The sequence below is a fragment of the Helicobacter sp. MIT 01-3238 genome (assembly GCF_003364135.1).
In the GTDB taxonomy this organism is placed as follows: Bacteria; Campylobacterota; Campylobacteria; order Campylobacterales; family Helicobacteraceae; genus Helicobacter_B.
Genome location: NZ_NXLN01000005.1, coordinates 1 through 13,431 on the forward strand (window position 1 = coordinate 1; position 13,431 = coordinate 13,431).

Consider the following 13,431-nt stretch of genomic DNA (forward strand, 5'->3'; position numbering starts at 1 on the left):
TGCAGGGATTGGGGAAATGTTTATCTTAACTCACAAAATCTTGCTTTATCTGCTTTTTATTGTTTTTTATCTTACTTTACTTACTTTATTTTACTTTTTTCTTGCTTTACCTTACTTTTTATCTTATCTTGCCTTGTTTTTTATCTTACTTTATTTTTTATCTTGCCATATATTGTTTCAACTTGATTGTAAAAACTTGCTTATACAATCTAAATGCTTGTGAAAAAGATGACTTTGGGTAGAAAAACAGCTAAAAACCTTAAGACTTTACATAAAAATAACTTTTAAAGCTATTGAAAATAATAAACAACTTCTAGTAGATTTCTAAAAAAAAGCAATTTCAAAAACTTTCAAGGTTTATAGCACTCTTAAAAACTTCAAAATTTATAGGAACTTGCAACCCTACAAAACACTTATTTGGATTATTTTTTGACAGCTATTTAGGAAAATTAGTGAATACTTATGAGGAATTTATAAAACTTTTAAGACTATTAAAAATAAAAAACAACTTCAAAGCTAACTTGAAAGTTTGTGTTATTGGGGTGGGGATTACACTTGCTTTGTCTCACATTTTTAGATTTTACTATATCATCAAATGCTTTAAGCAGGGATTATAGAATTTTTGCGCGCACTCTTTTGCAAAGAAAAGAGGCAAAGCAGAAGAATGATGCCGTAAATAAAAGCAGTGTAGATTGCTTTTATAAGCATAATAATTTTTGCACGACTATTGTCGGCTAAATACCATAGCCAACAAAATAATACCACTAACACCACATAAATAGACCTGCCCAGCCACAAGAGTAAGTCCTTAAGCAACCCAATCATAAATCTATGTTTATAAAAACTCATATACATCTAGATTTTCCCTCTTTTGCCACGACTTATTCCAAAGTTAGGTATTAGACAAGGTGTCTCATACCTACGCGCTTTGCTTTAAGAAGTGCGCTATCGCGCACTAAGAATTAAGAGCCCACCTGCGAAGCGCGGGGGGGGGGACAAAATCGCTTAACGCAAACAACGAGCCCGCTCTAGTTTGCTACGATTAAGAGTCCCCCGCGCTTCGCAGGTGGGCTAAAGGCGAAAGGCATTTTAAAGGCATAAAAAAAGCCCTCACACTCATATAGAGTGTAAGGGCTAATGCCATTTTAAAAGAATTGTAATCCTACGGAGAAAGGGCGAAAACTCCTTAACACTTGACTACAATGACCAATCAGGAAAACCTGATATCAGGAAAAATCCTGCAAGGCGTTATTATAGCATAAGAAAATTTAACAAGTGGCTAAAACTTTACAGGAAGTATCCTGCAAGGTGTTGGGGGAGGAGGAGGGATAAAGGAGGGGACAGCCTATCGGCTAGCATTACTTGCGTCCCTCTAATCTCTACGAGATTTTAAGAATGTATTCGCGAGTATTCATTGCGCGAGAACGGAACATTCGTGCAATATCTTACGCCTAAGCGCGAGGGCGTGCTTTATACTGCTATCTTATCTCAAGCCCTCCTAAAAAATGGACCTAGCCATTTTTTGCGCTATCGCGCTACGGAGTGGCTTACACAAACACGAGACGCGCACTACTCGTGCGCTTGTTTGTGTCGCTCGCTTAAGCTTTTGCAACATATATTTTTATCCCTCATCTGCCAAATAAATGTGTAAATTCTACCCATAGCCATATTTTTTTCGTATTTTTTACGCGCTTTTTAAATCACATTAGGTAAAAAAATATATAACCTTTCTAAGCATTCGCTATCATAATTTCATAGATACCAATGCTAAAAAATCTGTAAAAAAGGAGCTAAAATGGCTATAAAAGGTTTTGCGATGCTAAAAATCGGCTCGGTTGGTTGGATAGAAAAAGACGCTATCACGCCTTGTGGTCCGTTAGATGCGATATGTCGCCCACTAGCGATTGCGCCTTGCACTTCAGATATTCACACAGTTTATGAGGGTGGTATCGGTGAGCGACACAATATGTTTTTGGGACACGAAGCGGTGGGCGAAGTCATTGAAGTTGGCGAGCTAGTAAAAGATTTTAAAGTTGGCGATAAAGTCATAGCCCCCGCTATCACGCCTGATTGGGGCTCGATAAACGCACAAAGAGGATTTGCCCAGCATAGTGGTGGTGCGCTTGCAGGGTGGAAATTTTCAAACTTCAAAGACGGCGTGTTTGCAGAAAAGTTTCACATAAATGAAGCCGATGCAAATCTAGCGCACCTCCCAGAAAATGTCGATGTCGCCGATGCAGTAATGCTGTGCGATATGGTTACCACAGGGATTCACTGCGCAGAAAATGCTGATATAAAGCCGGGTGAGTCTGTGGCAGTCATCGGTCTAGGACCTGTGGGGCTTATGGCTTGCGCAGGTGCAAATCTAATGGGTGCTAGCGAAATCTACGCCGTTGATTGTATAGAATTTCGCGCTGATATTGCCAAAAAATATTACGGCGCGACACATTATATAGATTTCACAAAAGGTGCGTTTTTTGACCAAATCAATGAAATCACAAAAGGCAAGGGAGTAGATAAAGTCGTAATCGCGGGAGGGACTACAAGCACGATAGGCGAGTGCTGCTGCTGTGTCAAAAATGGCGGTGTCGTATCAAATGTCAATTATCTAGGCACGGGAGATAATATCACTATTCCTCGCGTGGCGTGGGATGTGGGAATGGGACACAAAGACATAAGAGGTGGGCTAACTCCCGGTGGACGCTACCGAATGGAGAAGCTAGCCTCTTTGCTCTCCACCAAAAAGCTAAATGTCAAGCCACTTATCACGCACAAGCTAGAGGGTTTTGGCAAGATAGAGGAAGCACTAGAATTGATGAGAAACAAGCCAGCAGGGCTTATCAAACCTGTGGTGGTATGCTAGGATTTTAGCCCTAGAAGTGTTTAGGGGGGTTTAGTTTTTTAAGCCGTTTATAAGTGGAGGGGGATTGTCGCTATGGCAGTTATCACAAAAGCAGGGTTTAGATAGTTTTAGGTGTTTTCTTGGCATTGCAAAATCACAAAGCTCAAAATAACTAGCGTAGCAAAATCCAAAAATACTAAACCACTCTAAATCTAGCGCAAAATCTACAAGTCTAGCAAACATACCTGCCAATAATCTGCTTCATAACATTTGTATCAATCATTTCTATGTCCAAAAGCATTTTATAATAAGAAATACACCTAAAATTATTACAAAACTACACAAATGCAAAAATTTCATCAAATATTTTCTAAAAATTCAAAAAATATTTAATCTTTTGGAGTAAAAACGCTTTTGAGGGTTTAAGCAAATGCAAGTTTTACTCCAAAGGATTTTAGGTAGATTTTGGAGCAAAATCTATTTGCAAACGCCTCCAAACAAATAAAGCAAACTCACGCTATCAGGCAAGATTTGCTAAAAAGGGTAACTAAAAGTGTCGGTGTCGCTTGCTTCTACTTCTAAGGGCTTAAAAACGGCTTTATTAGACTTCCTAGTGTCTAAATAGTGCCTAAAAGATTCTTGCAAAAGACTTTCTAAGCATTGTAAGCTAGCCCTAGGGATAGAATCAGCGATAAACAAAAGCCTTTGATTTTGGCAAAATCAAAGCAAACTTATTTTAAGGAGACAAAATGTCTAAAACAATGAAAGCCGCAGTGGTAAAAGAGTTTGGCAAACCACTTGTCATACAAGAAGTCCCAATCCCCGAGCCACGCGATGGAGAAGTGCTAGTAAAGATTGAAGCGTGTGGCGTATGCCATACAGATTTGCACGCAGTCGATGGCGACTGGCCTGTCAAACCAAATCTAAAAGCCTTAGGCAGTGGTGGGTTTATCCCGGGACACGAGGGCGTGGGCTTTGTAGTAAAAGTCGGCAAAGGTGTTACACACATAAAAGAGGGTGATGCGGTGGGAATCCCTTGGCTTTATAGTGCGTGTGGGCATTGTGAGCATTGTATGGCAGGCTGGGAGACACTATGTGAGAAGCAAGACAATGGTGGCTATTCGGTAAATGGAGGATTTGCAGAATATGCCATAGCTGATGCCAACTATGTGGGAATCCTGCAAAAAGATGTGAATTTTTTGAATATCGCACCTATTCTTTGCGCAGGGGTAACCGTCTATAAAGGGCTAAAGGTTACAGAGGCTAGACCGGGGCAGTGGGTAGCTATCTCTGGCATAGGCGGGCTAGGACACCTAGCAGTGCAATACGCAAAAGCTATGGGGCTAAATGTCGCAGCTATCGATGTGAGTGATGATAAGCTAGAGCTAGCCAAAAAGTATGGAGCAGAAGTCGTGGCAAATGCCAAAACTCTAGGCGAAGAAGGCACGATAAAGAAAATCATAGAAGAAACAAATGGTGGCACTCACGGCGTGCTAGTAACGGCTGTGCACCCCATCGCTTTCAAGCAAGCACTAGGTGTGGTTCGCAGAGGTGGCACTGTGGCTATGAATGGCTTGCCACCGGGAGAATTCCCTGTAAATATCTTTGATATGATTCTAAATGGCGTAACGATTCGGGGCTCGATAGTGGGCACAAGGCTTGATTTGCAAGAGGCAATAAGATTTGCCGAAGAGCAAAAAGTCCACGCCCATGTCGCTCCTGCCAAGCTAGAAGATATAAACGACATTTTCGCTCGTATGAAGCAAGGCAAAATCGATGGGCGAATGGTGCTAGATTTTCGCGCTTCATAAATCCGCTAAATATGCTTGTGCTAAAACCAAATGGCACAAGCAAACAAGACACGCAATAGAAGCAAAATGGGGGGAGGAAATATAAGAAAAATGAGGGGGAAGTATGGAGGGGGAAGCAAAGCACAAATACGGAGGGGGATAAATCTATCAAAAAAGCACAAAAAAGAGGATAAACACAACAATTCAAACACTACAAATTATGGATAATCTGCCAAAATCACACACTATCAAAACCACTATAACAAGGACAAACAATGCAAGCAAAACAATCAACACAGCAAGAAGCACAATCCAAAAAAACAAAAATCCTCCTACTTGGCGCGGGCTATGCAAATATGAGCTTACTTACGCGACTAGATGAAGAAACGCTTAGCAAAGCACAATTTAGCATAATCACAAAAGAGCCATACCACTACAAAAGTATCTGTCTGCACGATGTCGCTTCGGGCAAGCACGACAAATCCGTGCTTTTCAATGTGGATTCTACGCTAGATAGCAAAATCAATGTTATCCAAGATGAGATTACAAGCATAGAATCTAGCATAGTCAAAGGGGCAAAATCAAGCTATGAATACGACTACCTTGTTGTGGGGCTTGGATTTGGGAGCGATGATTTTGGCATAAAAGGCGTGAGAGAGTATGCCAAAAGTATCACTTCTTATTCAAGTGCGAGAGAGATTTACGCCCTCATACTTTCAAAGCTAGAGGGCTTGCGAGAAAAAGACGATGATGAAGCAAAGCTAAGTTTTGCAGTGTGTGGAGGTGGCTTTAGCGGGATAGAGTTCGCAGGCTCTCTAGCCGAAGAGGTGGCAAAAAAATGCAGTGAATTTGGCATAGATTTTGGCAATATAAAGATTTATTGCATTGAGGCTGCACCTAAGATTTTGCCTATGTTTAGTGATAGCTTGCAAAGAGCAGGGCTTGATAAGCTAGAATCTCTAGGCGTGCAAGTGCTTACTAGCTCCAAAATCCTAGAATGCAAGCAGCACTCAATCATCATAGAAAAAGAAGCCACACAAAGCGAGATAGACGCTGATGTCATCATTTGGACAGCAGGGGTAAAAGGCAATCCCGTGATAGAAAGCTCTCCACTTTTTAGTAGCACGATTCTAGCTAGGAGCAGGGTAGAAGTCGATGAGTTTTTGCGCCCCAAAGAATCCAAAAAATCACAAGATACAAGACAAAACACAGAGCAAGACACACAAAAAAGTGTGGGGCAAAGCACAGATAAAGCCCTGCAAGATTCACAAGCACAAAATTTAGCGCAATCCCAAAATGACACCAAAATCCAAAGCAATCAAACCTCCTCTCAAGCCACCACTTTGGAGGACACATCACAGAGCTTATCCACGCAAAGCAGTGTGCTAGAAAATGTCTTTGTGCTAGGGGATTGTGCTAGCTTTAGAAATGAGCCAAGTGAGCGGTTTTTCCCTCCCACAGCGCAGCTAGCACGAGAGCAGGGCAAATATCTAGCGCAAGTTTTCCAAATCCTACTAAAGAAAAAGACACAAAAAAAACTAGCGCAAAACAAATCCCCCTATGGCAAAAAAATCCTCCCCTTTAGATTTACCCCAAAGGGCAGTATCTGCTCTATCGGCGAGTCTTATGCACTAGGTGCACTAGGTAGCTTTGAGATAAAAGGACGCCTTGCTAGCGTGCTAAAAAAAATCATAGAATCCCTTTGGAATTTGCAACTAAAGGGATTCTCTTTGTGATTTAGATAGATTTTAGTTTTAGGCGTATTTGGAGGGTTTAAGCTAGATTTAGCCCAAGCCACAAAAACGCAAAATCTTTGTAAAAATTGCGCTAAAATATGACACTATTTTGCCAAATCACAACCAAAAGGAAAAAAATGCGAACACAATGGATACAAAAACGCACAAATGATAAAATCAAAACACAGCTACATTATGCCAAGCAAGGAATCATCACAGAGGAAATGCGCTATATCGCAAATATCGAGCATATATCCGCAGAAGTGGTGCGCAAAGAAGTGCAAAAAGGACGGCTAATAATCCCCGCAAACATAAACCACACAAACCTAAACCCTATGGGCATAGGCGTAGCCCTCCGCACCAAAATCAACTCCAATATCGGCTCAAGCCAAATCATAAATTCCATAGACGAAGAAGTCCAAAAGCTAAAAGTATCTATCCAATACGGCGCGGATACGGTTATGGATTTGAGCACGGGCGGGGATTTGGACTTGATTCGTTGCGCTATCATAGAGGCTTCTAGCGTCCCTATCGGCACTGTGCCTATGTATCAGATACTCCACGATGTGAAAAACGATGTTTTAAAGCTAAATATTGATTCTATGCTAGCTACGCTAGAGAAGCAAGCAAAGCAGGGCGTTAGCTACTTCACCATTCACTGCGGATTTTTGCTGCGCCACTTGCCCTTTGTAGCTAAGCGCAAGATGGGCATAGTATCGCGTGGTGGTAGCCTAATGGCAAGCTATATGATGCACTATCATAGGGAAAATCCATTTTATGAAGCATTTGATGAGATTTTGGATATTTGCCAAAGATATGATGTGAGCTTGTCGCTAGGGGATTCGCTTCGACCGGGCTGTCTAGCAGACGCAAGCGATGAGGCGCAGTTCGCCGAGCTAGAAGTGCTAGGAGAGCTAGCAAAAAGGGCAAATGCCAAAGATGTCCAAGTGATGATAGAGGGACCGGGACATATCCCGCTAAACCAAATCGAGCGCAATGTCAAAATCCAAAAGCAGCTTTGCAATGAAGCACCGTTTTATGTGCTAGGACCGCTTGTAACGGACATCGCCGCTGGCTATGACCATATCGCAAGTGCTATCGGTGCGTGTGTGGCGGCGTGGAAAGGTGTAGCGATGCTTTGCTATGTAACGCCAAAGGAGCATTTGGGACTGCCAAATGCAAATGATGTGCGTGAGGGGATTTTGGCTTACAAAATCGCAGCGCACGCCGCAGACATAGCGCGAGGCAGAGTCGCCTCAAGGGTGCGAGATGATGCGATGAGTGATGCGCGGTATGGATTTGATTGGGAGAGGCAGTTTGAGCTAGCACTAGACCCGCAAAGAGCGCGAGAATATCACGATGAAGCACTACCCCAAGAAGTGTTTAAAAAGGCAGAATTTTGCTCTATGTGCGGACCGAAATTTTGTAGCTACAAAATCACGCAAGATATTTTCAAAAAATATGGCGATAAAGACACGCATAAAGAGGACAAAAGCTCACGCAAAATGGCTTAAATCAAGCGAAATCTAATGTCAAAGCCAAAACCTAGCCCCCACGCACAAATCAGCAAAATAAATCCAAAAAACCTAAAAATCGGGGGGCAGGGTAGATTACCAAGATAAAATGCGAGGATAAAAAGCAAAGTAGTTTTTAACGCAGGAAACACAGCATAAAGTGCGACACAAAGCCCAAGATAAAATCAGCAAGATAACTAGCAGGGCAGACTTTGGCTAAAAATCTTTAGCCAATCCTCTTTAGCCCGAGATTTCTAACCACCCAAAACTAATGAAAGCTAAAAACTATAAGTATAGCGCAGAAGTATGCTATAAGGATTATATATGGTTGTATTGGCTTCTATCTGCTTGTTTAGGTAGGCTATTTCCTTACCTGCATTATTTTGCTTTTTTTGATACTCATCGTAGTATTCATAAAACGCTCTACTTCCAAAAAAAGACACCCTAAAGGCAATCTCCACTCCGTGCACCTTTTGCAAAGTCCCTCTCAACCCCACATTTAGAGCCATATCAAAGCTCGTTGTATTGCGCTTTAGCCCATCTAGCAGGGCTATGTCTTGTGCGCTAAGGTTTGTTTCATAGATACCTTTTAGCTTATCCAAATCTTTGCCAAGCCAAGTATTAGCCCCGATACCAAGCCCTACAAACCCACCAAAGCTAGAATCTCTCATTACGACAAAATTCCCTAGCAAATCCACATTTGCACCGTAGTTTAGCATTGTGGCATTTGCTTTTGTGTTTGGCAAGCTTTCGCCCCTCGCTTCAAACGCCAAGTGCGCGACATTTATATTTGCATAAGCCCTTAGCCCAAAATACGGCGTTACAAATAGCTTATACCCCGCGACAAAACCATAATCCACACCGCCATCACTGCTTAAGCCCTCGCTTCCCTGCCTAGCATCACTGCATACAGGATATTCCGCACTCGTGTCTGTGGCTTGGCATTTATAGTAGCTAGATTTTACCTCCCCCCCCCCCCACTCATTCCTATTTCAGCTCCTACAAACGCACCGCTTCTTTCAGCAGCCACATTGCTAGCCACGCTAGCCAATGCAAACAAAGACACAAACGGCTTGAAAGCAAAAAACTTCAAAATTCTACAAACTTTTTTCATCTTTACTCCTTTTTCCTATTTGGTTTAAGTCTTAGCACATTTGTGCACACTGTCGCTTTTTGCACTATCCTTACGCGCAAAGATTCTTACAAAATCTTACCAAGTGATTCTTGCACAATGCTCCCTTGCATAAGATTTTGCATTATTCTTGTGGCTCATCAGGCAGAGGCATTATCTCCTCACTTGTGCCGATTTGCTCTTTGATTTTGCCTACTATTTCGCTAGCTAGGGCTTTGTTTTCTTTTAGCGCGGCTTTGGCGTTTTCTCTACCTTGCCCTAGCTTCTGGTCTTTGTAGCTTAGCCACGCACCGCTTTTATCGATGATGTCTAGCTTGATTCCATAGTCGATTATCTCGCCCTCCCTGCTTATCCCCTCGCCAAACATAATATCAAACTCTGCTTCTCTAAATGGTGGAGCGACTTTGTTTTTTACCACTTTTGCTTTTGCTCGGTTGCCTATGTGCTGCTCATTTTGCTTTAGGCTTGCGATTCTGCGTATGTCGATTCTCACACTAGCATAAAACTTCAGTGCGTTCCCGCCCGTAGTCGTTTCTGGGCTACCATATCCCATAGTGCCGATTTTCATACGAATCTGGTTGATAAATATCAGCGTGGTATTCATCTTGTGCAAAGCACCTGTGATTTTGCGTAGAGCGTGGCTCATAAGCCGTGCTTGTAGTCCTACGTGCTGGTCGCCCATATCACCATCGATTTCCGCTTTTGGTGTGAGGGCTGCCACCGAGTCGATGACTACCAAATCCACCGCCCCACTCCTAGTCAAAGTTTCTAGGATTTCAAGTGCTTGCTCGCCATTATCTGGTTGAGATACAAGCAGATTTTCCGTATCCACACCAAGCCGCTTGGCATAATACACATCTAAAGCGTGCTCCGCGTCAATAAACGCCGCGATTCCGCCATTTCGCTGACACTCTGCTACGACTTGTAGCGATAGAGTGGTTTTCCCGCTTGATTCTGGTCCATAGATTTCTACGATTCTACCCTTTGGAATCCCCCCAATCCCTAGTGCCATATCTAGCCCCAAAGAGCCTGTGGAAATAGAGTCGATTTTTTCTACTTGCTTATCGCCAAGCCTCACAAGTGCGCCTTTGCCAAACGCCTTGTCAATCTGCTTTAGTGCTAGCTCAATAGCTTTTTGTTTATGTTCATCTTGTGCCATTTATGTCCTTTTAATTGAAATAAGCCGTGATTATACTCAAAATCCATTTAAGATTTGCTTTAGCGCGTAATGATTTGCTTCTAGGCTAAATCCTCTTATTTTAGCATTTGCTAGATACCTTGCCAAAATCACAATAACCAAAATCCAAACAATCTAAAGCCACGATAAAATCGCTTCTTTGACTTTGCTTGGCTCAAGCACTTCTTTATGCACGATAGGCTTATCAAATAGGCTTAATATTTCCTCCCCCACTTCCGCGCCTTTTTCTCGCATCTTTGCGATAGCTTCAAAATCGCTTAAAACCCCACCACTACTATTTGGGCCAGATTCTATCCCTTTTAGCACACTAGGGGCAAATTTACTCCACTGCGCTGTGGAGCATATAAGTGCCTTTGTGTCCGCTCCTTTTTTTGCACAAAGCTCTAGATACGCTCCATATCCTAGTGCGGTGTGCGTATCTAGGATATAGCCCTGATTGTATGCCTTGCCTACTAGCTCCAAAGTGTCGCTATCATTTCCATAGTAGCAGCCAAAATACTCTTGCAGTTTTTCTAGCTCACTTTTTTCTAGGGCATATTTGTTTGTGGATTCTAGGCTTTGCATAAGCTCATTTGTCCGCTTCGCGCCAAATAGTGCGAAAAGCACGCGTTCGACATTGGAGCTTTTTAGTATATCCATAGCAGGCGATACACTTTTGTGTAGCTTTTTGCTAGAAATGTCATACACCCCGCTTGTGATAATCTCGCTTAAGATATTGTTTGCATTGCTTGCGATGATGATTTGTCGCAAATCTAGCCCCGCGCATTTGGCAAAAAACGCTCCCAAAGCATTGCCAAAATTTCCACTTGGGATAATGCAGTATATCTCCTCGCCAAAGGTTATCTTTCCACTCTCTACTAAGCAGAAATATCCCCAAATGTGATAGATGATTTGGAATGCTATGCGTCCGAAATTTACCGAGTTTGCCGCAGATAGCGCATAAGATTTCGCTTCTAGGGCGCAGAGAAACTCCTCATCATTTAGTAGCCCTTTTAGCAGGCTTTGCGCGGTGTCAAAATCCCCATTTATCCCTAGCACTTTTAGGTTACTTGCATTTTGGGTTTGCATTTGCAGGGCTTGGACTTGGCTAGTGCCACCGCTTGGGTAGAGGCAGATGACTTTTATGTTTGGCTTATTTGCAAAGCTATGAAGTGTAGCAGGTCCTGTATCCCCGCTAGTAGCGGTAAGTATGAGGTAGTTTTGTGCCGTGTTTTTGGTGCGGTGTGTGTCTTTGGCTAGATTTTGCTCTTTTTGTATCAGTTCGCTAAATATCACACCAAATGGGCACAACGCCATATCTTTAAAAGCCCTTGTCGGTCCGTGATATAGCTCCAAAAAATGCGCATTTCCCACACTTGAGATAGGTGCTGGGTCGCTAGGATTATCAAAGCTATCATAGCTTTGAAGTGCGGTTTGTAAAATCCTAGAATCTAGCTCTAGCCCAAAATGCCTAAAGACTTCTTTGCACAGCGTGGCATATCTATGCGAAATCGGTGTGGATTTTAGTAGGCAAAAAAGACTATCAAAGTCAATGCTAGGGATTTGGCTAATGCTCCAAAGCCCTTTGTTTGGGGCATTGGGAGAGAGTATCGTGCTAGGGAAATCCACACTTTTTATGGAATCATTCCGCTGTGTGGGGACTTCGCGCGTAGAGACAAACGATTGCATTTGTATCCTTTGTGTGTGTGAAATGAGATTTTGAGGTGCTATTGTAGCGTATTTTGGTTTGTGTTTTTGCTTGGTAGCAAAGCAAAATTGCCCAAAATTGCTAGAGTTTATCCACGCGAACTTGCTTATAAATTTGCCTAGTAAATTTAGCTTGCAATCCCTTTTGCGCAAAACTCCACTTGCGCAAAAACTTACCCGCAAAACCTATTTGCATTAGTTTATTTAATATATAGTGTGAAATCTTATCTGCCCAAAATCTTATCTAAAAGGACAAAAATGGATTTTAACTACAAGCTAGTAATGTTTGGATTCCCAGCACTTTGCGAGGACATAGAGGAAGTAAAACTGCGAATGAAGCAGATTCCGCTAGAGAGGGCAAAAGCAGAGACACTAGAGCAGTGCTACCTCATAGAGCTAAAAACAGCCAAGCACTACAAAATCCTCTGCGATGAAAAGGGCTACTTTATCGATAAAGGCGATGACAAGCAGTGATAAGTAATGACAAGCGCGAAATATGACTTGCCACATTTTGCTTAAAAAAGGCACAGAATATAAAAGCAAAAAGAGGATAAGGAAAGCAAAAGAGGGCAAAACAAAAAAGAGAAAAAAGCATAGCAAAAAGCAAAATCCTAATAAAACCCTAACGATTCCACAGAGACTTTGCTATGCAAAGACTTCCCCCCCCCCGTGAAAATCTACTAGAATCTACTAAAATGTATAAGAATACCCTAGCGTTATGATGAGATTTCGCTCTTCATATTTGGTGGTAGTCCCATTCGCTGTGTCTGTGGTGGTAAGCGTAGTGGCAATGGTAGGGATTCTGAAGTTTAGGCTTGCGTTGTGGTGCTTGCCCATATAGACTTCTAGCCCGACATTTACAGGTAGCACAAATCCACTTGCGACTTTTGTATCTATCGTAGTTGTAGTGGATGCTTCTGTGGTTCTTGTATGTGAGTTTGTCGCGCTATATCCTGCACCTAGTCCCGCATAAGCACCTAGCCCCACGCCATTTAAGTCAAAAAACTTAAATGTGGCTTCGACATTCCCTGCTACTTGATGATATGAAGCAAGCAGGGAGGATTCGGTTGTGGTATTAGTTTCTGTCGTAGTGGTGGTGTTATATGCAAAACCATAATGATAGTTTGCATAACCTCTTATACCCACCCATTTGTTGAAAAAGTGCGTATAGCCAAGCTTCACACCGACATTTCCGATAGGAAATACGCTACTTTCTGTTGTGGTTGTGTTGGTAGCATTGGTTTCTGTGGTAGTCTCTTTTGTGTTTGTGAAACTAGCTTGTCCTCCAACCTCCGCGCCTAAGAAAAATCCGCTTATATCCCCGCTTTTGCCACTTTTGGTAGGGGGGGGGGTGGCTGCACTAGCCGTAGCTAGGCTAAGTGCTATAAATGTCGCAGTTCCCAAAGCCAAGTTTGTAGCTCTTTTTGTAGCTATCAAGTTTTGTCCATAGTCAATATTCATCGTTTCTCCTTTTGATGATTTTGTGTAGCGATTTTTGTTTCATAGATTTTACAAACGCTACCTAGTTTTTAA

The 13,431-nt window shown here is 42.3% G+C and carries 12 protein-coding genes; 6 read left to right on the top strand and 6 right to left on the bottom strand.

Going from position 1 to position 13,431, the window contains the following annotated elements; translation table 11 throughout:
- Nucleotides 1-1,435: 1,435 nt before the first annotated feature.
- Both CQA40_RS02445 and CQA40_RS02450 read left to right on the top strand, forming a co-directional pair.
- The gene (locus CQA40_RS02445) at nucleotides 1,436-1,651 is read left to right on the top strand and encodes a hypothetical protein (protein ID WP_115519389.1); all 216 of its coding nucleotides are present in this window, start codon (nucleotides 1,436-1,438) and stop codon (nucleotides 1,649-1,651) included.
- A gap of 144 nt (nucleotides 1,652-1,795) precedes the next feature.
- Nucleotides 1,796-2,863, top strand: coding sequence for an NAD(P)-dependent alcohol dehydrogenase (locus tag CQA40_RS02450; RefSeq protein ID WP_309544443.1), 1,068 nt, complete (start codon nucleotides 1,796-1,798; stop codon nucleotides 2,861-2,863).
- Nucleotides 2,864-2,893: 30 nt separating this feature from the next.
- Here CQA40_RS02450 and CQA40_RS02455 read toward each other — a convergent pair whose 3' ends face one another.
- Nucleotides 2,894-3,094 (bottom strand): hypothetical protein, encoded by a 201-nt coding sequence (locus CQA40_RS02455; RefSeq protein ID WP_115519390.1) that lies wholly within the window; start codon nucleotides 3,092-3,094, stop codon nucleotides 2,894-2,896.
- Nucleotides 3,095-3,591: 497 nt separating this feature from the next.
- Between CQA40_RS02455 and adhP the strand changes: the two genes are divergently transcribed.
- The 3 genes from adhP (at nucleotide 3,592) to thiC (ending at nucleotide 7,882) form a co-directional block, all read left to right on the top strand.
- Entirely contained in the window at nucleotides 3,592-4,653 is a 1,062-nt protein-coding gene (gene adhP, locus CQA40_RS02460; protein WP_115519391.1) for an alcohol dehydrogenase AdhP, read from the top strand.
- Between the two features lie 254 nt (nucleotides 4,654-4,907).
- Nucleotides 4,908-6,368: an NAD(P)/FAD-dependent oxidoreductase gene (locus CQA40_RS02465; protein ID WP_115519392.1), complete on the top strand. Its 1,461-nt coding sequence runs from the start codon at nucleotides 4,908-4,910 to the stop codon at nucleotides 6,366-6,368.
- A gap of 137 nt (nucleotides 6,369-6,505) precedes the next feature.
- A complete protein-coding gene (gene thiC, locus CQA40_RS02470; RefSeq protein WP_115519393.1) occupies nucleotides 6,506-7,882 on the top strand; it encodes a phosphomethylpyrimidine synthase ThiC in 1,377 nt (458 codons plus the stop codon).
- A gap of 278 nt (nucleotides 7,883-8,160) precedes the next feature.
- On the opposite strand, the gene CQA40_RS02475 is transcribed toward thiC, so the two are convergent.
- The 4 genes from CQA40_RS02475 to thrC all read right to left on the bottom strand — a co-directional run bounded on the left by CQA40_RS02475 (nucleotide 8,161) and on the right by thrC (nucleotide 11,880).
- The gene (locus CQA40_RS02475) at nucleotides 8,161-8,742 is read right to left on the bottom strand and encodes an outer membrane beta-barrel protein (RefSeq protein ID WP_115519394.1); all 582 of its coding nucleotides are present in this window, start codon (nucleotides 8,740-8,742) and stop codon (nucleotides 8,161-8,163) included.
- Between the two features lie 101 nt (nucleotides 8,743-8,843).
- Nucleotides 8,844-8,996, bottom strand: coding sequence for a hypothetical protein (locus CQA40_RS10985; protein WP_181882801.1), 153 nt, complete (start codon nucleotides 8,994-8,996; stop codon nucleotides 8,844-8,846).
- Nucleotides 8,997-9,138: 142 nt separating this feature from the next.
- A complete protein-coding gene (recA, locus tag CQA40_RS02480; RefSeq protein WP_023928721.1) occupies nucleotides 9,139-10,173 on the bottom strand; it encodes a recombinase RecA in 1,035 nt (344 codons plus the stop codon).
- A 153-nt stretch (nucleotides 10,174-10,326) separates the two neighbouring features.
- Complete coding sequence (gene thrC / locus CQA40_RS02485) at nucleotides 10,327-11,880, bottom strand: threonine synthase (RefSeq protein ID WP_115519459.1); 1,554 nt, start codon at nucleotides 11,878-11,880, stop codon at nucleotides 10,327-10,329.
- Nucleotides 11,881-12,156: 276 nt separating this feature from the next.
- Here thrC and CQA40_RS02490 point away from each other — a divergent pair, with 276 nt between their 5' ends.
- Nucleotides 12,157-12,372, top strand: coding sequence for a hypothetical protein (locus tag CQA40_RS02490; RefSeq protein WP_115519395.1), 216 nt, complete (start codon nucleotides 12,157-12,159; stop codon nucleotides 12,370-12,372).
- Between the two features lie 216 nt (nucleotides 12,373-12,588).
- On the opposite strand, the gene CQA40_RS02495 is transcribed toward CQA40_RS02490, so the two are convergent.
- Nucleotides 12,589-13,359, bottom strand: coding sequence for an outer membrane beta-barrel protein (locus CQA40_RS02495; protein ID WP_115519396.1), 771 nt, complete (start codon nucleotides 13,357-13,359; stop codon nucleotides 12,589-12,591).
- Between the last annotated feature and the right edge of the window lie 72 nt (nucleotides 13,360-13,431).